The organism is Pseudomonas sp. LAP_36 (genome assembly GCF_019456785.1).
Taxonomy (GTDB): Bacteria; Pseudomonadota; Gammaproteobacteria; order Pseudomonadales; family Pseudomonadaceae; genus Aquipseudomonas; species Aquipseudomonas tritici.
In genome coordinates this window covers 175,135-195,515 of record NZ_JAHZMS010000006.1, presented here as the reverse complement: position 1 = coordinate 195,515, position 20,381 = coordinate 175,135, and the positions used below count along the sequence as shown (strand labels likewise).

19 protein-coding genes are annotated in these 20,381 nt (G+C 61.0%); 14 read left to right on the top strand and 5 right to left on the bottom strand.

Features of this window, described 5'->3' with window-relative positions; genetic code table 11:
* Window positions 1–51: 51 nt before the first annotated feature.
* Genes JBO08_RS19925 through JBO08_RS19895 form a run of 7 tightly spaced genes read left to right on the top strand, consistent with a single transcriptional unit; the run spans window position 52 to window position 8,104 of the window.
* A complete protein-coding gene (locus tag JBO08_RS19925; RefSeq protein ID WP_065875259.1) occupies window positions 52–1,809 on the top strand; it encodes a carbamoyltransferase in 1,758 nt (585 codons plus the stop codon).
* On the top strand, window positions 1,793–2,923 hold the full coding sequence (locus JBO08_RS19920; protein WP_065875258.1) for a glycosyltransferase: 1,131 nt from the start codon (window positions 1,793–1,795) through the stop codon (window positions 2,921–2,923). Before JBO08_RS19925 ends, JBO08_RS19920 begins: the two co-directional genes overlap by 17 nt.
* Entirely contained in the window at window positions 2,923–3,819 is an 897-nt protein-coding gene (locus JBO08_RS19915; protein WP_065875257.1) for an antimicrobial resistance protein Mig-14, read from the top strand. The genes JBO08_RS19920 and JBO08_RS19915 overlap by 1 nt, the downstream gene beginning before the upstream one ends.
* Window positions 3,816–5,201 carry a PIG-L deacetylase family protein gene (locus JBO08_RS19910; protein ID WP_065875256.1) on the top strand — a complete coding sequence of 462 codons (1,386 nt, stop codon included), beginning with the start codon at window positions 3,816–3,818 and terminating at the stop codon, window positions 5,199–5,201. The genes JBO08_RS19915 and JBO08_RS19910 overlap by 4 nt, the downstream gene beginning before the upstream one ends.
* A complete protein-coding gene (locus JBO08_RS19905; protein ID WP_065875255.1) occupies window positions 5,201–6,157 on the top strand; it encodes a glycosyltransferase in 957 nt (318 codons plus the stop codon). Before JBO08_RS19910 ends, JBO08_RS19905 begins: the two co-directional genes overlap by 1 nt.
* 53 nt (window positions 6,158–6,210) lie before the next feature.
* Window positions 6,211–6,972 (top strand): glycosyltransferase family 2 protein, encoded by a 762-nt coding sequence (locus JBO08_RS19900; RefSeq protein WP_065875254.1) that lies wholly within the window; start codon window positions 6,211–6,213, stop codon window positions 6,970–6,972.
* A gap of 46 nt (window positions 6,973–7,018) precedes the next feature.
* Entirely contained in the window at window positions 7,019–8,104 is a 1,086-nt protein-coding gene (locus JBO08_RS19895) for a glycosyltransferase (protein WP_065879879.1), read from the top strand.
* Here the strand turns inward: JBO08_RS19895 and JBO08_RS19890 are convergent.
* On the bottom strand, window positions 8,093–8,659 hold the full coding sequence (locus JBO08_RS19890) for a toluene tolerance protein (RefSeq protein ID WP_175402998.1): 567 nt from the start codon (window positions 8,657–8,659) through the stop codon (window positions 8,093–8,095). The genes JBO08_RS19895 and JBO08_RS19890 overlap by 12 nt on opposite strands.
* Window positions 8,660–8,807: 148 nt before the next feature.
* Between JBO08_RS19890 and JBO08_RS19885 the strand changes: the two genes are divergently transcribed.
* The 6 genes from JBO08_RS19885 to JBO08_RS19860 all read left to right on the top strand — a co-directional run bounded on the left by JBO08_RS19885 (window position 8,808) and on the right by JBO08_RS19860 (window position 15,710).
* Entirely contained in the window at window positions 8,808–9,986 is a 1,179-nt protein-coding gene (locus tag JBO08_RS19885; RefSeq protein WP_065889119.1) for an O-antigen ligase, read from the top strand.
* Window positions 9,987–9,995: 9 nt separating this feature from the next.
* Window positions 9,996–11,804, top strand: coding sequence for a lipid A export permease/ATP-binding protein MsbA (gene msbA / locus JBO08_RS19880; RefSeq protein ID WP_065875250.1), 1,809 nt, complete (start codon window positions 9,996–9,998; stop codon window positions 11,802–11,804).
* A gap of 153 nt (window positions 11,805–11,957) precedes the next feature.
* Window positions 11,958–12,662, top strand: coding sequence for a sulfotransferase family 2 domain-containing protein (locus JBO08_RS19875; protein WP_065875249.1), 705 nt, complete (start codon window positions 11,958–11,960; stop codon window positions 12,660–12,662).
* Window positions 12,655–13,263, top strand: coding sequence for an adenylyl-sulfate kinase (gene cysC / locus JBO08_RS19870; RefSeq protein ID WP_065889117.1), 609 nt, complete (start codon window positions 12,655–12,657; stop codon window positions 13,261–13,263). Before JBO08_RS19875 ends, cysC begins: the two co-directional genes overlap by 8 nt.
* 103 nt (window positions 13,264–13,366) lie before the next feature.
* Window positions 13,367–14,791: a bifunctional D-glycero-beta-D-manno-heptose-7-phosphate kinase/D-glycero-beta-D-manno-heptose 1-phosphate adenylyltransferase HldE gene (gene hldE, locus JBO08_RS19865; RefSeq protein ID WP_065875247.1), complete on the top strand. Its 1,425-nt coding sequence runs from the start codon at window positions 13,367–13,369 to the stop codon at window positions 14,789–14,791.
* Entirely contained in the window at window positions 14,784–15,710 is a 927-nt protein-coding gene (locus tag JBO08_RS19860) for an NAD-dependent epimerase/dehydratase family protein (protein WP_065945549.1), read from the top strand. The genes hldE and JBO08_RS19860 overlap by 8 nt, the downstream gene beginning before the upstream one ends.
* Window positions 15,711–15,923: 213 nt before the next feature.
* Here JBO08_RS19860 and JBO08_RS19855 read toward each other — a convergent pair whose 3' ends face one another.
* The 4 genes from JBO08_RS19855 to JBO08_RS19840 form a co-directional block, all read right to left on the bottom strand.
* Entirely contained in the window at window positions 15,924–16,883 is a 960-nt protein-coding gene (locus tag JBO08_RS19855) for a metal ABC transporter ATPase (RefSeq protein ID WP_065875245.1), read from the bottom strand.
* A 41-nt stretch (window positions 16,884–16,924) separates the two neighbouring features.
* Complete coding sequence (locus JBO08_RS19850) at window positions 16,925–17,737, bottom strand: aldo/keto reductase (protein ID WP_220074880.1); 813 nt, start codon at window positions 17,735–17,737, stop codon at window positions 16,925–16,927.
* Window positions 17,734–18,909, bottom strand: coding sequence for an FAD-binding oxidoreductase (locus JBO08_RS19845; protein WP_220074879.1), 1,176 nt, complete (start codon window positions 18,907–18,909; stop codon window positions 17,734–17,736). Before JBO08_RS19845 ends, JBO08_RS19850 begins: the two co-directional genes overlap by 4 nt.
* 120 nt (window positions 18,910–19,029) lie before the next feature.
* Window positions 19,030–19,365 carry a multidrug efflux SMR transporter gene (locus JBO08_RS19840; RefSeq protein ID WP_049710328.1) on the bottom strand — a complete coding sequence of 112 codons (336 nt, stop codon included), beginning with the start codon at window positions 19,363–19,365 and terminating at the stop codon, window positions 19,030–19,032.
* Between the two features lie 102 nt (window positions 19,366–19,467).
* On the opposite strand from JBO08_RS19840, the gene JBO08_RS19835 reads away from it, so the two are divergent.
* Complete coding sequence (locus tag JBO08_RS19835; RefSeq protein ID WP_220074878.1) at window positions 19,468–20,358, top strand: LysR family transcriptional regulator; 891 nt, start codon at window positions 19,468–19,470, stop codon at window positions 20,356–20,358.
* Window positions 20,359–20,381 lie beyond the last annotated feature (23 nt).

Genomic DNA, 20,381 nt, shown 5'->3' with positions numbered 1-20,381 from the left:
TTTTTTCAGGCGTAACCCGCCTGCATGCAGACTAAAAGAGGCTAGACCCCTGTGGCATTGACGATTCTTGGCCTGTCCGGCGCCCTTAGCCATGATCCTTCCGCAGCCTTGTATATCGACGGCAAGCTGATTGCGGCCGCCGAAGAAGAGCGCTTCGTACGCGACAAACATGCAAAGAACCGCATGCCCTACGAATCGGCGAAGTTCTGCCTGGAACAGGCCGGTATCAAGCCTTCCGACGTTGACGTGGTCGCGATCCCGTTCGCCCCCATCAGCCTGTTCGGCGAGGCGCGCTGGCACTACGCCAAGCGTTACTGGTACGCCCCGGACCGCGCACTCGACGCGATCCTGATGGGCAACCGTCGCTACAAGCGCTACCGCAACAAGATCGTCTGGTGCCTGGAGCAACTGGGCTTCGATCCTAAGAAAATCAAGATCGAACCGGTTGAACACCACCTGGCCCACGCTTCCAGCGCCTACCACTGCTCTGGTTTCCAGGAGAAAACCGCGATCCTCGGGATCGACGGTAAAGGTGAGTACGCCACCACGTTCTTCGGCTACGGCGAAAACGGCAAGATCCACAAGATCAAGGAATTCTACGATCCAGACTCCCTCGGCGGCCTGTATGGCGCGATCACCGAGTTCCTCGGTTTCGAGATGCTCGACGGTGAGTTCAAGGTCATGGGCATGGCGCCGTACGGCGATGCCAGCAAATACGATTTCTCGCGCCTGGCCTCCTTTGAGAACGGCGAGTTGGTGATCAACACCGACTACGCCAACGTCATCGGCCTGCGCCGCTACAAAGAGAAGGGCAAGGGCTTCTACTTCTCGCCAAAACTGATCGAGTGGCTGGGTCCAAAGCGCGAAGGCGATATCGCCGACGAGCCTTACATCCACTACGCCGCCAGCATGCAAGCGCTGTTCGAGAAACTGGCCCTGCAGATGATCGACCACTACCTGGGCGACATCCTCAAGGACACCGGCAAACTGGCCTTCGCCGGCGGTTGCGCGCTGAACGTCAAGCTGAACCAGAAGATCATCGCCCGTGACGACGTCAAAGAGCTGTTCGTGCAGCCGGCGTCGGGCGATGCTGGCACTGCGGTCGGTGCGGCGGCGTATGTTTCCCACGCCCGTGGTGTGCCGGTCGAGAAGATGGAACACGTCTACCTCGGCCCGTCCTACAGCAACGAAGACGTGATTGCCGCGTGCGCCAAGCACGAGAGCAAGCCGAACTGGCGCAAGATCGAGAACATGCCCCAGCGCATCGCCAAGATCATGGTCGACGGCAACCCGGTGGCCTGGTTCCAGGGCCGCATGGAGTTTGGTCCGCGCGCCCTGGGCGGTCGTTCGATCATCGGTTGCCCGAGCGCCACCGGTGTGGCGGATCGCATCAACCACCAGATCAAGTTCCGCGAGCGCTGGAGGCCTTTCTGCCCGTCGATGCTCGACACCGTGGCCCCGCAGATGATCAAGGTCGATCATCCGGCGCCGTTCATGACCTTCACCTTTGAAGTGTCCGAAGAGTGGAAGACTCGCGTGCCGGAAGTGGTCCATGAAGATGGTACCTCCCGCGCCCAGGTGCTCAAGCGCGAATACAACCCGCGCTACTACGACATGATGAAAGAGCTGGAAGTGCTCACCGGCAACGGCGTGTCCCTGAACACCTCGCTCAACCGTCGTGGCGAAGCGATGATCTGCTCGCCGACCGACGCGCTGAACATGTTCTTCGGCTCTGACCTGCAGTACCTGATCATGGAAGACATCCTGGTCGTCAAAGACGGCGTGGACCCTTATGACGCGCTCGGCTGACCGCCACGTCCTGCAGTTTTGCCACGGCTATGACGGGCCGTTCCTAGACTGTGCGCGGCAGTACGCCAGTGTGTTTGCAGGCTCCGGCTACAAGGTGACCACGGTGTTTCTCACCGGGGTCGCCGACCCTGAGGTGGCGGCCGGTTGCGCCAGTGATGAAGTGTTGTTCATGGAGTACAGCTCGAAGGCCATCCGTGGCCTCAAGCTGGGCGCCATCGCCGAGATGCGCAAGATTGCCGCGTCGCGCAACTTCAGTTTCTGCATCGCGCACCGCGCCAAGCCGATCTACATCGCGCTGCTCGCCACGCGCTTGCAGGTGATTGGCGTGCATCACGCTTTTGGCGACTATCAGCGCCGGGGGCGTCGGCTGTTTGCAAATATTTTCCGCAAGCGCCTGAGCTTGTTGGGCGTTTCCGATGCCGTGCGCGATGACATTCGTCGCTGCTTGCCGAAATGGCCGGCGGCGCGTATCCAGACCTTGTACAACCGCATTGATGTCGAAAACCTGCAGGCCCAGCAGGTTTCGAAGGATGAGGCGCGCGACGCCCTTGGCTTGTCGCCGGATGAATGGGTGGTCGGCAATGTCGGCCGCCTGCACCCGGACAAGGATCAGGCCACGCTGCTCAAAGGTTTTGCCCTGGCATTGCCAACGTTACCGGCTGAAAGCCGTCTGGCGATCCTCGGTACCGGGCGCCTGGAACAGGACCTGAAAGCGCTGGCCCGCGAGCTGGGGATTGCCGACAAGGTTGTGTTTCTCGGCCAAGTACCGGAGGCGCGTCGCTTTTTCCGTGCGTTTGATGTGTTTGCGTTGAGCTCCGACCACGAACCCTTTGGCATGGTGTTGCTGGAAGCCATGGCGGCCGGAGTGCCCTTGCTCGCCACTGCCTGTGGCGGCGCGCGGGAAGTGGTTGAGGGCGTTGGTATCCTGTTTCCCTTCGGCGACGCCGAGCACCTAGCCCAAGGGTTGGGACACTTGGCCGCGATGGATCAGCACCAGCAACGCCAGTGCGCTGATTTGATGCTGGAGCGCCTGCACGCACGATTCTCGGATCAGGCGGTGCGCACTACTTTCTGGCAACTGCCGCATGTCATTGAACTGACCGCGAGGGCTTGATGCTCAATCGATTCCAAGGCTGGCGCGAGCGCGGCTGGTCCGTCGTCGATGCGCCTGTATACAGCGAGGCCTGGCAGCGTTTTGGCGGCAGCGTCGCGACGCATCCGCAAGTGGTCGAGCGCCTGGCCGGGTTGGCGCAGATTCCGGTGCGTTACCTGGCCTGGGAGCAGGCGGGTGAGCTCAAGGCGTGCATTGCCACCTGGGGGCGCGACCTGGCGCTGTCCAAGGACGTGCTTAAGCGCAGCGGCAAGAAAGGCCTGTTCGATCTGGGCAATGCCGAGCTGATCCTGCCGGCCGCCGCCGACGCGCAGGCGCCGCTGAGGCAGCGTGCGCGCTACCTGTCTGCGCTGAACGAAGGGCGTTTCAGCGGCCTCAAGCTTCAGGCCGAACAGTTGGCCATGGCGCGCACGCCCGAAGAACTGTCGAAGAAGTTTCGCTACAACCAGCGCCGCGAACTGCGTTTGCTGGAAGAGGCGGGCGGCGTGGTGCGGTCGGTCAGTGAGTTTTCCAGTGCGGAGCTGGCGTCCATCTACTGTGACCTGTTCCTGCGCCGTTGGGGCTTTACCGCCACGGGCGCCGAGCGCTTGGCGGAAGTGATCGAACTGATGCGCGAGTGGTTGATCGGCTCGGTGATTTTTCTGAATGACGCGCCCATCGCAATCCAGTTGGTGTATCGGGTCGAGTCACCGGAATGGATCAGTGTGGAATACGTCAACGGTGGGGTCGATCCTGAAACCCGCGCCTTCAGCCCCGGCAGCGTGCTGAGCTTTCTCAATACCCAGGGCGCTTGGGAGCAGGCACGCGAAGTCGGCAAGCCACTGCGCTTTTCCTTTGGTCGCGCCGACCGCGAATACAAGGACCGTTGGTGCAATCCTGTGCAGGTATTCAGCGTATGACCCGCAAGCAGCAATTGCTCAAACGTCACCGGCGCAACAAGCGTACGGTGCTGATCATTGGTGTGTTGCTGCTGTTGCTGGTCGGCATCCTGGTGGTCTGGTGGTTACCGTTGCTGTTGGCCCTGCTGGCCTGGGTGGCCCATGAAGCGTGGTTTGCCGACCACCTGTTCTACGCGCCCAACGAAGATTATCAGTACCGTTTTTCGGCGGATGCCGAGCTGGCGGGCGTGCGCTTGGAACATGGGCGCTTGCTGCTGGATCAGGCGGTGGACGCGGACGCAACGGTGGTGCTGGCGATCAAGGTCAAGAGCACTTGGCTGGGCCGTTTTTTTGACCCGTGCGTCGAGCTGGCGGGCGATCGGCAAACGTTTGAGCGTGGCGTCAACGGCGTGCGTTACCTGAACCTCAGCGGTTTGGCGCTGAGCGACTTAACGTTGCGCGGTCGCCATTGCCGATTGCTCGGCACGCCCCGTCTGTGGGCCTGGACCCATCCGGACTACCGCGCACAGCGCGTGATGGTGATCGCGCCCCACGCCGACGATGCTGAATTGGCGGCCTTCGGCCTGTACAGCCAGGCCGAAAATCCCTGGATCGTCACCCTGACGGCGGGGGAGATTGAAGCTGAGCATTATCAGCAGATGGGCCTGGACGCGGTCGAAGCCGCACGCATCAAAGGCCGCCTGCGCGCCTGGGACAGCATCGCTGTGCCGTTGTGGGCGGGTGTGCCGCAGGCGCACTGCGTGCAATTGGGCTATTTCTGCCTGCAGCTGCAGGCGATGCAGGCCGCGCCGGACCTGCCGTTTGCTTCCCGTGAAGCAGAGCTGACGGACGTTCGCCCATTCCGGCAATTCAACCCGTTTCCATTGCCCGCGGACAGCGACGGCTTGCCCACCTGGAACAACCTGTTGGCCGACCTGCGCGAGGTGCTGATGATGGCTCGCCCGGACGTGATCGTGTTGCCGCATCCGGTATTGGACCCGCATCCAGACCATGTCTGTGCACAGCAAGCCGTTTTGGAAGCCTTGCAAGGTCTTGAGTGGCAGCCAACGACAGTACTGGGCTACGCCAACCATCTGCATGACAACGACCGCTGGCCCATGGGCAACGCCGGAGCCGGTATTGCGTTGCCACCGTTGTTCGACGCGACCGTGGAGTTGCTGCCGTGCAGCCTGCCACTGACGTTGGCGCAGCAGCGTGATAAGGCCATGGCGCTGGGCATGATGCATGACTTGCAGCCGGCACCGCCGTTCAAGCGCCGTGTGCGACGCTGGTTGCAGCGGGTGTTGGCAGGTCGCGCGAAATCGCCTTACGGTGAGAACGAATTTTTCCGTAAGGCCGTACGACGGCATGAGTTGTTCTGGCGTTTGGGAAAGGATAAGTAATGAAAGTCTTGTTTCTGGTGCAGAAAGAGCAGCGCGCCATCCTCGACCGCTTGTACGAAGGTGTGGCCGAGCACTGCGAATGTGATATCCGCTGGTTGAGCAGCGATGAGCAGCGCAACCTGCGCGGTTACTTTCGGCGCGAAGTCGACGTGACCCGTTACGACCGCATTGTGTTCTTCCTGCGCTTCAAGCAGGAGATCCGCCAGGCCGGGTTTATCCGCACGATCCCAAACCTGGTGATCCTCGAGCACGACGCTTACCAGAACTACATTCCCTGCAAGTACACCGGCAAGTTCAGTGCCCATTACCGTCGCTTGCCGTGGGTTCGCGTGATCAGTTCAGGCTACATGGTGACCGAGCGCCTGCGCACCGAAGGTTTCGATGCGGTGTTCGTGCCCAAGGGCTATGACCAGGCACTGCTGCAGCCCCAGGATCGTGAACGAGATATCGAACTGGCGTTTGTCGGCAGCACCAACAGCGTGGCCTATAGTGGTCGCAAGGCTCTGCTCGATGAACTGGCGCGGGTTGAACCTTTGGTGGTGACGCGCACCAAATCGGGTGAGGAATACTGCGCGACCCTCAACCGGATTCGTTTTTTCGTCAGTGCCGATGTGGGCATGGGCGAGTACATGATCAAGAACTTCGAAGCCATGGCCTGTGGTTGCGTGTTGCTGGCGTTCGATCAGGGAGCCGAGGAGAACGCGGCCCTCGGGTTTGAGGACATGGTCAATGTGGTGTTCTACCAGGACATCCCGCAGTTGCAGGAAAAACTGGCCGTGCTGCGGTCCAATCCGCAACTGGCCGCGGGCATTGCGCGCAGTGGGCAGGACTTGGCCGTCGGCCAGTTCGGTTTCGCCCGTATCGGCCAGCGTATTGTCGAAGCCCTCGAGCCGCCCTTGCGGCCTCGTGCGCCGTTGAATGTGCTGGAAAGGTTACGTCTGAAGCTGGGCGTTTAATACCGGTCAGATATGGCTGCGAATAGTGGCTATGTGATATTATCGAGGCTTGAATGCAGTTCTCCGATCAAAGCGACATAACGCTCGTGGTGACCAGTTGTGGTCGCTTCGATTTATTGAAGCGGACGCTCGAGAGCTTCGATCTGTTCAATACGGCGGATATCCGCGAAGTTTTCATTACCGAAGACTCCGGCGATGAAGCCGTGCGCCTTGCGGTGCCGCCGCACTGGCACAGCCATTGCACTTTCCTGATCAACCGCCCGAAGCTTGGGCAGTTGGCATCCGTCGATTTGGCCTACGAGTCGGTCAAGACCCCCTACATATTCCATTGCGAGGATGATTGGGCGTTTTATCGACCAGGCTTTGTCGAAGACTCCAAGGCGGTACTGGAGCAGCGACCCGATATTTTGCAGGTGTGGTTGCGCAACTACGTTTACGACTTGCAGGTGCACAGCCCTTATATCCATCTGGGGCCACGTGAGGTGATTGGCGGGGTGCCGTGTTATCCCCTGCTGTCCGACAAGCCTGAGTGGCAGGGTTTTTCGCTGAATCCAGGGTTGCGGCGTATCAAGGAATATCGCTTGTGCGCGCCCTACGCCGGGTTCGAGGGTGAGAAGGGGCTATCGAAGCGTTACGCGCAGCTGAACCTGGCGGCCGTGACACTGGAAGGCGATGCGGTTTTGCACACGGGTTTCGGTTTGCATGTGGCGACGGCAGAAGAGCGCTTGACCAAGGCGCGGCGCAAGCGGCGAGAGCGGATCAAGCTGGCAGTCATGCTGGTACTGGGTGTCGGTATCGGCTGGTTGATCCATTAAGTACACGCAGAAAGCCACCACAACGCCGCAAAAGGTCATTTTTCAGATGAGTATCCTCAACATCATGTGGGCCGGTGGTTCTGCATTCGCTTCGGTGCAGAAGGTTCACCAACAGATACTTTCCCACGCCGTTTGCCGGGCACCGATCACTACCTGGTTGCTGCAAGGCGGTTCGGACGAGAGCGAGCCGGCAGTGGAATGGAACTTCTCCTCCGCCCAGCTCAAGGGTCGGCACCTGTGGAAGTTGCTGGCACCCTGGATGCGCGCGCGTTTTCAGAAGGCGCTGCCTGACGATCTGGAAGTTGTGCTGCTGGACGGGGTTGGGGTGGCGCGGGTGATGTTGCCGGTGCTCAAGCACTTGCCACATGTGCGCGCCGTCGTCGTGTTCCATGGCGTCACGCGCATGCGCCGGGCAGACCAGAAGCTCTTCGAACAGTTTCCGGCTACGCAACTGACCCTGGCGGCTGTTTCGCAAACCCTGGCTCACTCGCTTGAGCGTTACCTGCAGCGACCCGTGACAGTGCTGCGCAGCGCTTTTGATCCGGTGGCGTTCCGTGCGGCTGCGCTTTCTCGGGCGCAGGCGCGGTCTCGCCTGGGCCTGACTTTGGACGACTCGCCCGTGTTGGGGGCGGTAGGCCGGCTGGTAGACGGCAAGGGTTTTGGCTGTTTGCTGGACGCGTTTGCTGGCGTGTCGGCCCAACAGCCGGATGCGCGGCTGGTGATTATCGGCGAGGGCGCTGCGAGGCAGACCCTGGAAGCGCGTATCGAACAGCTCGGCTTGCAGGGCAAGGTTTCGTTGCCGGGCCATCTGCCGGACGCCGCGACGCTTTACCGGGCCTTCGACTGGGTCGCCATTCCGTCGACGCAAGAGGGCTTGGGGTTGATCCTGCAAGAGTCGGTGATGGCGGGCGTGCCCGTTCTGACCAGTGAATTGGCCGTGTTTCGCGAGCAACTGGCGGATGCGGGCTGGTACGCGCCGTCAGACGATGTGCAGGCCTGGGGCAGTCTGATGGAGCGTGCGTTCGCCACATCTACCCAGGATGTGCTGGAGGCTCAGGCGCAAGCGCTGGCCCCGGACCAAGCCTGGAAAGATTTCAGTGAAACCTCCCAGCGCCTGTTTTCATGCCGCTAGCAACGCCTGCTCCAGTGCCTGCATTGGAAAGCGTTCGTTCAGCTTCTCGCGTGCAATATAACGTGCAAAGTGCTGCAAGTTGCGCCGTGCGAGTTCCGGGTTCAGCGGCGCGCGCAAAAAGCGCATATCCGCCACATCAATCAGCCCCATTTCGTTATCAGGTGTGACAACGATATTGCCCAGGTGCAGGGAGCGGAAGTAAATTCCCGCACCGTGCAAGCGGCGGATGAGCGCCACCAGCGGATCGAGGTTCGATTGCCAGTCAAAGCCTTCCTTGTTGGAAATCTGACGCAGCGTTTCACCCGGCAGCGGCCGATACAGCACGGCGGTCATGCCTGGCGCGGCCAGTTGAAAGAACGCGAGTACGGTCAGGGTGGGGATGCCACGCTGTTGCAATTGCGCCACGTTGTCGATGAACCGCTTGGAGTAGGGGCGCAACAGCGCTGACGAAAACAGACGCTTGCGGCGAAACAGTTTGAGGATATTCCCGTCGGCCAACAGGTAGACTTTGGGGCCGTAGCTGTCCTGTTCGAGGATTCGGGCACCTTCAATCATCGCGTTTAAATCGGCTTGGGGAAGCCTTGAACATTGCATCGTCGGAAAGCCTTGTGGGAGTCGCGGGCACAGTGATCGGTAATAATGCCGAAAGTTTTGGGTTTTAACCATGCCGGGTTGGCGGGTTGTACGTATTCAGGAGCGGGTGATGCAGGTAGGTCGTTGGGCGCAGGTATGGATGATTTTCGGGTTACTTTGGTTTTTGCTGGCGATTGCCTTCGCGCCGACCAACAAGATTTATCAACAAGGCTTGACGCTGTTTCTCTGGTTGCCGGCCATGGTGTTTGCCTGGTCGGCGCGTGAGCGCCTCAAGGAAGTCTGGCGTGAACAGCGCTGGATGTGCCTGATGATTGCGGCGCTCGCCGCCTGGGGCGCAGTCAGTTTGTCGTGGACCAATGCCGAAGACCCTTCGCGGGAGGCCAAGCGCTTGCTGTACATCGGCGTGTTCCTGCTGTTTTTCCCGGTGTTTGCCTGTGGGCAGACCGAGCGAGTCATCCGCGTGATGCAGTGGGGTGGCTTCGGGTTGGCCCTTTCTTCGCTGGTCGCGATCGTCAAGTTTTATGGCGTTGAGCATAATGTCTGGTATGCACGGCTCGAAGGGCTGGGCCAATTATCCCACCCGATTCTGGGGGCCTATGTGATAGGTCTGGCTGCCGTCTGGTTGTTGCATTGGGTGCCGCGTGGCCGCTGGATGCAAGTGGCGTGGGTGCTTTCTGTCGGGTTCCTCGGGCTTTTTGTGGTGCTGAGCCAAAGCCGCGGCGCCGCGCTGGCCCTGCTGCTGACGGTGGTGGCAATGCCGGCTTGGTGCCGAGACCGACGCACCACCGTGATCGCTATCGCGGCAGTCGTGGCGGCACTGGCGGTGTTCTTCGCCATGCAATCGCTGATGTTGGCCCGTGGCGTTTCCTACCGGCCGCAGATCTTTATGGCGGCCGTCCAGATGATCTCCGAGCATCCGTGGACCGGTTTGGGCCTGGGTGGTGATTACAAGGTATTCGCCGATAACCTCTATTTTGATCATTCCCACAATCTGTTCACTCACGTGAGCATCGAGTTGGGCCTGCCCGGCCTGCTGCTGTGGTGCGGGCTGTGGTTCGGCGTGCTCTGGCAAGCCTGGAAGGCTCGCGACACGCTTTACGGCAAGGGCATCATCGGTATGTGGATGTTTTCGTTCCTGGCGATGCAGTTCGATGCGGCCAGCCTAACGGGCACCCCGCGGGCCGAGTGGTTTATCTCGTGGCTGCCGATTGCGCTGGCCAGTGTCTTGGTCTGGGCTCGGGCCAACCCCGATGCATGTGATAAAGTTCGCGTCCTACCCAATCAGTGAGCTCGACACATGAGTGACGCACCGCCCAAAGCGGACCAGGAATCCAGCCTGAAAATTTACTTCAGGCTGCTGGGCTATGTGAAACCGTACATCGGCATGTTCATGCTGAGTATCTTGGGCTTCGTGATCTTTGCTTCCACCCAGCCGATGCTCGCCGGGATCCTCAAGTACTTTGTGGATGGCTTGAGCAATCCCGACGTGGTGTTCCTGCCCAAGATCCCGCTGTTCAAGGACCTCAAGCTGCTGATGGCCGTGCCGCTGCTGATCATCCTGATCGCCGCGTGGCAAGGCCTTGGCTCTTTCCTCGGCAACTACTACCTGGCCAAGGTCTCCCTTGGCCTGGTGCATGACCTGCGCGTCCAGCTGTTCAACAAACTGTTGGTACTGCCGAATCGCTATTTTGATACGCATAACTCCGGGCACCTGATTTCCCGCATCACCTTCAACGTGACCATGGTCACCGGCGCCGCCACGGATGCGATCAAGGTCGTGATCCGTGAAGGTCTGACGGTGGTGTTCCTGTTCGGTTACCTGCTGTGGATGAACTGGAAGCTGACCCTGGTGATGCTGGCGATCCTGCCGCTGATCGCCATTATGGTCGGCAGCACCAGCAAGAAATTCCGCAAGCAGAGCAAGAAGATCCAAGTGGCAATGGGCGATGTCACCCACGTGGCCTCGGAGACCATCCAGGGTTACCGCGTGGTGCGCAGTTTCGGTGGCGAAAGCTACGAGGAACGCCGTTTTGCCGCCGCCAGCCAAAGCAACACCGACAAACAGCTGCGCATGAACAAGACCGGCGCGGTCTACACGCCGATGCTGCAACTGGTGATCTACACGGCCATGGCCACCTTGATGTTCCTGGTGCTGTTGCTGCGCGGCGACGCCACGGCGGGTGACCTAGTGGCCTACATCACCGCTGCGGGCCTGCTGCCCAAGCCGATCCGTCAGTTGTCGGAAGTCAGCTCGACGATCCAGAAAGGCGTCGCCGGTGCCGAAAGCATCTTCGAACAGCTGGATGAAGAGCCGGAAGTCGACAGCGGCACCGTGGAGCGTGATCGCGTCAGCGGTCGCCTGGACGTGCGCAACCTGAGCTTCACCTATCCGGGTGCTGAGCGCGAAGTGCTGAAGAACATCAGCTTCACGGCGGAACCTGGGCAGATGATTGCGCTGGTAGGGCGCTCAGGCAGTGGCAAGTCCACGCTGGCCAGCCTGATTCCGCGGTTTTACCACCACGAAACCGGCGAAATCCTGCTGGATGAGGTGGAGATCGAAGACTACCGCCTGCGCAACCTGCGCCGGCATGTGGCCCAAGTGACCCAGCACGTCACCCTGTTCAACGATACCGTGGCCAATAACATCGCCTACGGCGACCTGGCGGATGCACCGCGTGCCGACATCGAAAAAGCCGCCGCCGATGCCTATGCCATGGACTTCATCGCCGAACTGCCCAAAGGCCTGGACACCGAAGTCGGTGAAAACGGCGTGCTGCTCTCCGGCGGCCAGCGTCAGCGCTTGGCCATCGCCCGCGCCCTGCTGAAAAATGCCCCGTTGCTGATCCTGGACGAAGCGACTTCGGCGCTCGACACCGAGTCCGAACGCCACATTCAGGCTGCGCTGGACAAAGTCATGAAGGGCCGCACCACCCTGGTTATCGCGCACCGACTGTCCACCATCGAGAAAGCCGACATGATTCTGGTGATGGACCACGGTGAAATTGTCGAGCGGGGTACACATGTGGAACTGCTGGCCCTGGGCGGCTATTACTCGCGCCTGCACGCCATGGGCCTGGATGAGCCCATCACGGCTAACATCACCTGATGTGCCGGGGCGCGCAATGCGCCCCGGGGTTTGTATCAAGGCCCTTACACGGCTTGACCAAAGCCAAATAATTCGCAGCCTGTCGTTTGTTATGTTGGCCTTCTCGATTCGAATGACGAACGAGAGGGCTAACCTTCTTGCGTGGGTAATGGAATGTTGCAACGTCTGTTCTGGAAACTGCTTCCCAAACCCCAAAGGGTGTTTTTGCTGGGACGTTTGTCAGTGGTGGATCGCCAGGCGGTGAACAAATCGTTGTCTGGGGTGACGGCACTTCCGCCTGCTTTCGAACGACACAACTGCGTGTTTATCCATGTGCCCAAATGCGCCGGCAGCAGCGTCTGTTCGGCGTTGCTCGATGGGCGCTGGCCAGGGCATTTGCCTTATTACTGGTATCAGCAACAATTCCCCGAACATTGCCAACGCAGTTTCAAATTTGCCTTTGTGCGTGATCCGCTGGAGCGCGCCTACTCGGCCTACACCTACTTGCGCAGCAACCACATGGGCCCCCGCGACCTGCAGGCACAGGCACTGGTGTCCAGCTACCGCGACTTTGACCAATTTGTCGCCCACTGGCTGTGCCCGGAAAACCTGCGCCGCCAGCTGCACTTTGCTCCCCAGACCGACTTCCTGGTCGATCACATGGGGCAAATGGCCATGGATTTCCTGGGTCGCCAAGAGTCCCTGGAGCAAGACTTCCAGCAGCTGTGCGAGCGCCTCGGCGTAACGTCTTCGCTGCCCCATCTCAATGTTTCACTCGGGCGGCGCAGCGAGCCGGTCAGGGACTTCTGCACCCTGCGTACGCGGCGCCTGGTCCGGCGTGCCTATCAACGTGACTACGAGGTCCTGGGTTATGAATAGTCCGTCGCTCTCCCGTGGCTCTGCCTCCATTCGCCCCTTTGCCTTGTCGTTGTCGGCCGCCGCGCGCGCCGCGCTCAAGCACCAGCAGCCTTGCTGCCTGTGGCTGACAGGGTTGTCCGGGGCCGGCAAGTCGACCCTGGCCAATGCCCTGGAAGTGCAGCTCAATGAGCAAGGCCGGCATACCTTTGTGCTCGATGGCGACAACTTGCGCACGGGGTTGTGCAACGACTTGGGCATGAGCGATGCGGCGCGCAAGGAAAACATCCGGCGCATTGGCGAAGTGGCGCGACTGATGGTTGACGCGGGATTGATCGTAATCGTCTCGGCGATTTCTCCGTTCAGCGCCGATCGTGCGACTGCCAAGGCACTGTTCGGCCCGGGGCAGTTTTTCGAGGTCTACATCAGCACGCCGTTTGACGTGTGCGCGCGGCGCGATCCCAAGGGGTTATACCGTGCGGCGCTGGATGGGCGCATCAAGGCCTTCACCGGGCTGGACAGCCCTTACGAAGCGCCGCTTGCAGCCGACTGCGAAGTCAACACCGATGAGGTCGAATTGGCCGACGCGGTGGACCATATCCTGGCCGCTTTGTTTAAAAAATGAGCAGATGTCGCCTGTGATGCCTCCCGGATAAAGCTCTCGAACTAGGCGGCGCTCACCCTGTGCTAATATCGCGCCCCTGTTCATTTTGTATGTGGGTTGCTCCATGAAGTTGTCCATGCCGCGATTCGATCAAGCCCCTGTCTTGGTGGTCGGCGATGTCATGCTCGACCGTTACTGGCATGGCGGTACCTCACGGATTTCCCCTGAGGCGCCGGTACCGGTAGTCAAGGTCGAGCAAATCGAAGACCGCCCAGGCGGCGCTGCCAACGTTGCCCTTAATATTGCCGCCCTCGGCGCCCCGGCCTCCCTGGTGGGCGTGACCGGTGACGACGAAGCCGCCGACAGCCTGGCCAACAGCCTGCGCGGTGCTGGCGTGCGCGCGCTGTTCCAGCGCATTGCCCATCAGCCGACCATCGTCAAGCTGCGGGTCATGAGCCGTCACCAGCAATTGCTGCGTATTGATTTCGAAGAACCCTTCGCCACCGACGCCCTGGCCCTCAGTGGCCAGGTTGACGAGCTGCTCGAAGGCATCAAGGTGCTGGTGTTGTCGGACTACGGCAAAGGCGCCTTGAAGAACCACCAGGTATTGATCCAGGCCGCCAAGGCCAAAGGCATCCCGGTGCTGGCTGATCCCAAGGGCAAGGACTTTTCGATTTATCGTGGAGCCAGCCTGATCACGCCGAATCTCAGCGAGTTCGAAGCCATCGTCGGTGGTTGCGCCGACGAGCACGACCTGGTGACCAAGGGCGCAGCGCTGATGGCCGACCTCGACCTGGGCGCCTTGCTGGTGACCCGTGGCGAGCACGGCATGACCTTGCTGCGTCCGGGCCACCCGGCGATGCACCTGCCGGCGCGAGCGCGTGAAGTGTTCGACGTCACCGGCGCCGGCGATACGGTTATTTCCACCCTGGCCGCCTCGATTGCCGCCGGTGAAGAACTGCCCCATGCGGTGGCCCTGGCCAACCTGGCAGCGGGTATCGTAGTCGGCAAGTTGGGTACGGCAGCCATCAGTGCACCGGAATTGCGTCGCGCGATCCAGCGCTCCGAAGGCTCGGAACGCGGTGTGCTGACGATTGAGCAATTGCTGCTGGCGATCGACGATGCCCGTGCCCACGGCGAAAGCATTGTGTTCACCAACGGCTGCTTCGACATCCTGCACGCCGGTCATGTGACGTACCTTGAGCAGGCGAGCGCCCAAGGCGATCGCCTGATCGTCGCGGTCAACGACGATGCGTCGGTCAGCCGCCTCAAAGGCCCTGGCCGCCCAATCAACAGTGTCGACCGTCGCATGGCGGTGCTGGCAGGCTTGGGCGCGGTGGACTGGGTGATCAGCTTCCCTGAAGCGACTCCGGAAAACCTGCTGGCCCAGGTCAAGCCGGACGTGCTGGTCAAGGGTGGCGACTACTCCGTCGACCAGGTCGTGGGGGCGGATATCGTCAGCGCCTACGGCGGCACGGTCAAAGTGCTGGGCCTGGTTGAGAACAGCTCGACTACGGCTATCGTCGAGAAGATCCGCAACAATGAGTAAACGGGTACTGATCACCGGTGGTGCAGGCTTTATCGGCTCGCACCTGGTCGATGGGCTGCTCGCTAAAGGCTACAGCGTGCGGGTGCTGGATAACCTCTCCACCGGCAAGCGCAGCAACCTGCCGTTGGACGATCCGCGCGTCGAACTGCTGGAAGGTAATGTGGCCGATGCCGAGCTGGTGGCGCGTGCCGCTGTCGGCGCGGCAGCGGTGGTGCACCTGGCGGCGGTGGCCTCGGTGCAGGCATCGGTGGATGATCCGGTCAGCACGCACCAGAGCAACTTCGTCGGCACCTTGAATGTCTGCGAAGCCATGCGCAAGGCTGGCGTCAAGCGTGTGGTGTATGCCTCCAGCGCTGCCGTCTATGGCAACAATGGCGAGGGTGCTTCGATTGATGAAGAAACCACCAAGGCGCCGTTGACGCCTTATGCGTCCGACAAATTGGCCGGTGAGTATTACTTCGACTTCTACCGCCGCCAGCATGGCCTGGAGCCGGTGATTTTCCGCTTCTTCAATATCTTCGGGCCGCGCCAGGATCCGTCATCGCCGTATTCGGGCGTGATCAGTATCTTCAGCGAACGCGTCCAGCAGGGCGTGCCGATTGCCGTGTTTGGCGATGGCGAGCAAACCCGTGACTTCATGTACGTGGAAGACCTGGTGGACGTATTGGTCCAGGCCGTAGAAGCGCCCGCCGCACCTTTGGGCGCAATCAACGTGGGCTGGAACCGCACCACCACCCTCAGGCAAGTGCTGCAAGCCCTGGAAGAAATAGTCGGCAAGTTGCCAACAGTGACTTACGGGCCGGCGCGTTCCGGGGATATCCGGCATTCGCGGGCGAACAACCAGCGGTTGTTAGCGAGCTTCACACTGCCGGAGCCTACCCCGTTGAAGGCTGGCCTGGAGCGCTTGCTCAAAGGCTGAACGCAATAAATTGTGGGAGCTGGATTGGATATCCATGCAATTTTCAAAGTGAAAGTGCGTAGCAGCTGTCGAGCCTTGGCGAGGCTGCGTTTGCGGCCTGTCTGACACACCGCTGACGCAGCCTCGCCAGGGCTCGACAGCTGCTACGCAGGCTCAAGATGTGTAGCTATCAATACTCATCACAGGTCTGCCAGCTCCCACATTGGGTTCGCGTTAAGCCTTGGCTTTTTTCTTCGGCACGATTTTGCGCAGCACCCGCTTTGCCAGGCGCTTCAATTTCGATTCTTTCTCCGGCACCGCGAGCCCTTGCTGGCGCAGCCAATCCTTCCAGCGAATCCGCTCCTCACGCACCACCCAGCCTTCCTGCTGGGCGAAGCTTTCTGCGAGGTACAAACCCCGCGTGCTCGCTGGATACAGCTGGTCCTTCTTGACGGTGTACAGCTCGGCCAGGGGTTGGCCGTCTTTGAGGGGCATCAGGTACAGGTCTGGCCGCTGGCGGTCCAGGCGCGCGACCAGTTGATCACCTTCCAGGCGCTCGTCCACATGGAACAGGCTCAGGGATTTGGCTTCCTTGGGCACTTCCAGGCGCAGGTCGTAAATCAATTGCAGCGATGCGGTGGGCAAGTGCACGTAGGCGCGCGGGCGCTCGATCAACTGGGTGGTGGCGCACCGTACCGGGCGGGCTGCACCGGACAAGGGGCTCAAGCGAAAGGGCAGGGCTTCGCGGTAATGCAGCGCGGCGGAGTAGGGCGCCGGCAGCCAGGTGTCATTGAAGCGCCCGCTGAGCCAGCCTTCCGGGGTCTCCAGCAGGCATTCTTCGGCAATTTCCTGGATGGCGGTGTGCAGCGGCAGGTTCAGTTCATGGGCGGGCACGTAGCCGGAGATCAGCTTGAGCACCACATCGCCACGGTCCTGCCGGCGTTGGCGCACCAGCACCCAGTAATCGCGATTCTGCCAATGCAGGGTCAGGCGTACCGAAACCCCCAGGTTGGCCAGTTCCAGGGCGAAGCGCTCGGGGTCGGCCACCTCCACCGGCTTGCGCCGTTGCAGGGTCTGGGCAAAGTTGAGCGGCATGCCGACGCTCTGGTAGCTCAGGCCTTCGGGGGTGGCTTCGACGTGCAGCGGCAGTGTTTTGAAGTTGCTGGGGTTTTTTCTTATGAGCGTACGCGGCATGTCGGCTCCTTCTTGCGACGGGGTCGGCCGCGTCGGCGGCATCAGAGTTGACGAATGACTTGGGCAGCGGTCGCCACGTTATGGGCCAGGTGCAGCGGATTAATGGTCCCGACAATAGCACTGGCGACGCCGGTTTGCGCAAACAACAACGTGAAACTGGCGCGAATTGGATCCACTCCAGGCGCAAGGCAAACGTGACCACTGGCCAGGGCTTTTTTCACCAGGATGCCCTTGCCGTGTGCCGCCGCATACTCAATGACGGCTTTCTCGGCCTGTTCGTTCAAATTGTAGGTGACCATCGCGCAATCGCCCTGTTCCAGAGCCTTCACACCGCCTTCGACGGTTTTGCCGGAAAACCCGAAACCGCGAATCTTGCCTTCCTTTGTCAGCTCGGCCAGGGTTTGGTAGACCTCGCAGTCGTTGAGGATATGCAGGTCGTTGCCGTCGGAATGCACCAGCACCAGGTCGATAAAATCAGTTTCAAGGCGTTTCAGGCTGCGTTCGATCGACATCCGGGTATGAGCCGCGCTGAAGTCGTGGCTGGACGCGCCATTCTCGAATTCTTCACCGACCTTGCTGACAATCACCCAGTCCTTGCGCTGATCCCGCAGCAGCGGCCCCAGGCGTTCTTCACTCATGCCATAAGCCGGTGCGGTATCGATCAGGTTGATGCCCAGTTCACGGGCCTGACGCAACAGCATACGGGCCTCGTCGTCACCGGGAATCTGGAAACCGCTGGGGTATTTCACCCCTTGATCGCGACCCAGCTTGACGGTGCCCAGGCCCAGCGGCGAGACCAGCAGGCCGGTGCTGCCCAAGGGGCGATGCAGGTCATGCAAGGTAGGCAGGCTCATGGCAACAGTTGCTCCCAGGCAGGTACACCGATGGCGGGTTTGGGCAGGGCGGGCAGTGGCTCGCTGGCGCTTGGGCGGATGCCATCACGCTCCAGGCTGTCGATCACCCGATCAGCGAAGTCAGGCGCCAACGCCAGCTTGGTCGGCCAGCCCACTAACAGGCGGCCTTGCTCGGCGATGAAGGCGTTGTCGGGGCGGGATAAGCCTGATTGCAATGGTTCGGCACGGTCGACGCGCAGGGTGGCCCATTGGGTCTGGCTCATGTCGATCCAAGGCAACAGCTGGGCAAGCTCTTTCTGCGCGGTGGCGATCTGTTCTTGCGGGGTGCGCGCCACGCCATCGGCTTCGGCAATGTCGCCGCCCATGTACCATACCCAATTGCCATCGGCCGCCGGGTGAGTGGTGACGGTGATGCGCGGCTTGGTCCCGCCGCCCAGGCAGTGGGCGTACAACGGCTTCAGGCCGGGCCCTTTGGCGATGATCATGTGCAATGGACGCTTTTGCATGGCTGGCTGGCTGAGGCCCAGCGCGGTCAGCAAATCTGCCGTGCCGGCGCCGGCGCTCAACACGATGCGCTGGGCGCGAATCTCGCGACCGTCGACCTTCAAACCCACCAGCGCGTCGCCTTCCAGCAACGGTTCAATCTGTTGCCCGGCGAGCAACCCGTCGCCGGCCAGTTGTGCCAGGCGTTCGATCAGGCTCGGTACATCCACCACCAGTTCGGCCAAGCGATAGACCTTGCCTTTGAAACGGCGGTCTTGCAGGGCGGGTGGCAGGTCATTGCCCTTGACCTGGTCGACACGGCCGCGCACGGCCTTGCTGGCGAAGAAACTGGTGAGGTTGCCAGCGAGCGTGCCGGGGGACCACAGGTAATGGGCCTCGGACAGCAAGCGTACGCCGGACAAATCCAGCTCACCGTTACCTGCCAGCGCTTCACGCCAGCGGCGCGGCATATCGGCAATCGCTTCGGAAGCGCCGGTAAGGGCACCGTGCAGGGCGTATTTCGCACCGCCGTGAATGATCCCCTGGGACTTCACGCTTTGCCCGCCACCCAGGGTGGCGCTTTCCACGACCACCGTGGAAAAGCCCTGGCGGCGCAGGCGCGCATTCAGCCAGAGGCCGGCAACCCCGGCGCCGACAATCAGAACGTCGGTGGAAATAACGGATGGCATGGGCGACCTCTCTTCAAAACAAGGCGCCAAGTATACATTCTCAAGGCATGCGCACCGTAGGCGCTGTCGAGCTTCAGTGAGGCTGCGAATTCTGGATTCACTTGAGTTTCAAGCGAGCAATCAGTGCCCGGCGGTTTTCGAGAACAATTGAATGACCACCACGCCCAGCACAATCAGGCCCATTCCCAGCATCGCCGGGATATCCAGCTTTTGCCCATAAATAAACAGCGCCGCGATGCTCACCATCACAATGCCCATCCCGGCCCACACCGCGTAGGCCACGCCGACCGGTACCGTGCGCACCACCAACGTCAGCATCCAGAACGCCACGCCGTAACCGACGATCACCAGCAGCAGGGGAATTGGCGTGCTCCAGCCCTTGATGGCCTTCATCGAAACGGTGGCGATCACTTCCGAGCAGATGGCAATGGCCAAGTAGTAGTAGGCGGCGTTCATGGGTCAATCCTCGGGGTAAAGCAATCAGATAAGGCTGGCATTTTAGAGTTTTATCAGATGGGGTAAAGTCATTACCTATCCGAATTAGAGATGGGTTGAGCCATGAGCGTGCAGTGGGATCTGGAGCAGATGCGCCTATTTGTCAGCGTCGCCGAGCAGCGTTCGTTTTCGGCGGTGGCGCGTGAGCAGCGCAAGGCCCAATCGGCCGTCAGCAATGCGATTGCCATGCTGGAGGCGGACCTGGGCGTCAGCCTGTTTGAGCGCAGCAGTGGCCGCCAACCGCGGCTGACTGAAGCCGGCAGCGTGTTGCTGGAAGAAGCACGAGAAGTGCTGCGCCAATGCGAGCGGCTCAATGGCCGGGCGCTATCATTGACGCGCGGCGAGGAGGCTTGCCTGCGCCTGGCTCAGGATGAAGCCATGTTGTTCCAGCCTGTCCTTGATAGCCTTGAGGCGCTGGCGGGGCAGTACCCGCTGCTGGAAGTGCAACTGTCCAGCGCCGCCCAGGGTGATGTCGCGCGCAAGTTGGTGGAGCGCAAGGCGGACCTGGGCCTGTTGTTCTATCACGACCAGATCCCCGAAGCACTCGAGCGGCGAGTAGTCGGCAGTGTGGAGATGGTCACGGTATGCGGTGTCAATCACCCGCTGGCCAAGGAAAAGTACGTGGATTGCCAGCGCCTGGCGCAATTTCGCCAACTGCTGATGTCGACCCAGACCAGCGTTTACCCCGGCAGTGACGCCGCCAGCCCGCTGGTGTGGCGCGCCGACAGTTTCTACGTGCTGGCCGAATGGCTGATGAGTGGCCTGGGCTGGGCCTGGCTGCCCCGGCATATCGTGCAGTACCCGACTTATCAGCAACAAATGGTCGAATTGGACAGCGAATGGACGCCGCCAGCCCTGGTGGTGGAATTGGTGTGGCGCCGCGACGAGCACTTGGGGCCCGCCGCGCGCTTCCTGGCCAAACGTTTTGCTGAGTGCTTGCAGGCGATCGACTGAAAAAGCCGATAAACTCCGGCGCC

Coding starts and splice junctions, on each gene's coding strand:
- JBO08_RS19895 (WP_065879879.1), top strand. CDS start 7,019: ATGAGTATCCTCAACATCATGTGGGCCGGTGGTTCTGCATTCGCTTCG.
- JBO08_RS19845 (WP_220074879.1), bottom strand. CDS start 18,909: ATGCCATCCGTTATTTCCACCGACGTTCTGATTGTCGGCGCCGGGGTT.
- JBO08_RS19905 (WP_065875255.1), top strand. CDS start 5,201: ATGAAAGTCTTGTTTCTGGTGCAGAAAGAGCAGCGCGCCATCCTCGAC.
- JBO08_RS19900 (WP_065875254.1), top strand. CDS start 6,211: ATGCAGTTCTCCGATCAAAGCGACATAACGCTCGTGGTGACCAGTTGT.
- JBO08_RS19890 (WP_175402998.1), bottom strand. CDS start 8,659: ATGATTGAAGGTGCCCGAATCCTCGAACAGGACAGCTACGGCCCCAAA.
- JBO08_RS19910 (WP_065875256.1), top strand. CDS start 3,816: ATGACCCGCAAGCAGCAATTGCTCAAACGTCACCGGCGCAACAAGCGT.
- JBO08_RS19835 (WP_220074878.1), top strand. CDS start 19,468: ATGAGCGTGCAGTGGGATCTGGAGCAGATGCGCCTATTTGTCAGCGTC.
- JBO08_RS19885 (WP_065889119.1), top strand. CDS start 8,808: ATGCAGGTAGGTCGTTGGGCGCAGGTATGGATGATTTTCGGGTTACTT.
- JBO08_RS19850 (WP_220074880.1), bottom strand. CDS start 17,737: ATGAGCCTGCCTACCTTGCATGACCTGCATCGCCCCTTGGGCAGCACC.
- JBO08_RS19855 (WP_065875245.1), bottom strand. CDS start 16,883: ATGCCGCGTACGCTCATAAGAAAAAACCCCAGCAACTTCAAAACACTG.
- JBO08_RS19875 (WP_065875249.1), top strand. CDS start 11,958: ATGTTGCAACGTCTGTTCTGGAAACTGCTTCCCAAACCCCAAAGGGTG.
- JBO08_RS19920 (WP_065875258.1), top strand. CDS start 1,793: ATGACGCGCTCGGCTGACCGCCACGTCCTGCAGTTTTGCCACGGCTAT.
- JBO08_RS19860 (WP_065945549.1), top strand. CDS start 14,784: ATGAGTAAACGGGTACTGATCACCGGTGGTGCAGGCTTTATCGGCTCG.
- JBO08_RS19915 (WP_065875257.1), top strand. CDS start 2,923: ATGCTCAATCGATTCCAAGGCTGGCGCGAGCGCGGCTGGTCCGTCGTC.
- JBO08_RS19840 (WP_049710328.1), bottom strand. CDS start 19,365: ATGAACGCCGCCTACTACTACTTGGCCATTGCCATCTGCTCGGAAGTG.
- cysC (WP_065889117.1), top strand. CDS start 12,655: ATGAATAGTCCGTCGCTCTCCCGTGGCTCTGCCTCCATTCGCCCCTTT.
- hldE (WP_065875247.1), top strand. CDS start 13,367: ATGAAGTTGTCCATGCCGCGATTCGATCAAGCCCCTGTCTTGGTGGTC.
- msbA (WP_065875250.1), top strand. CDS start 9,996: ATGAGTGACGCACCGCCCAAAGCGGACCAGGAATCCAGCCTGAAAATT.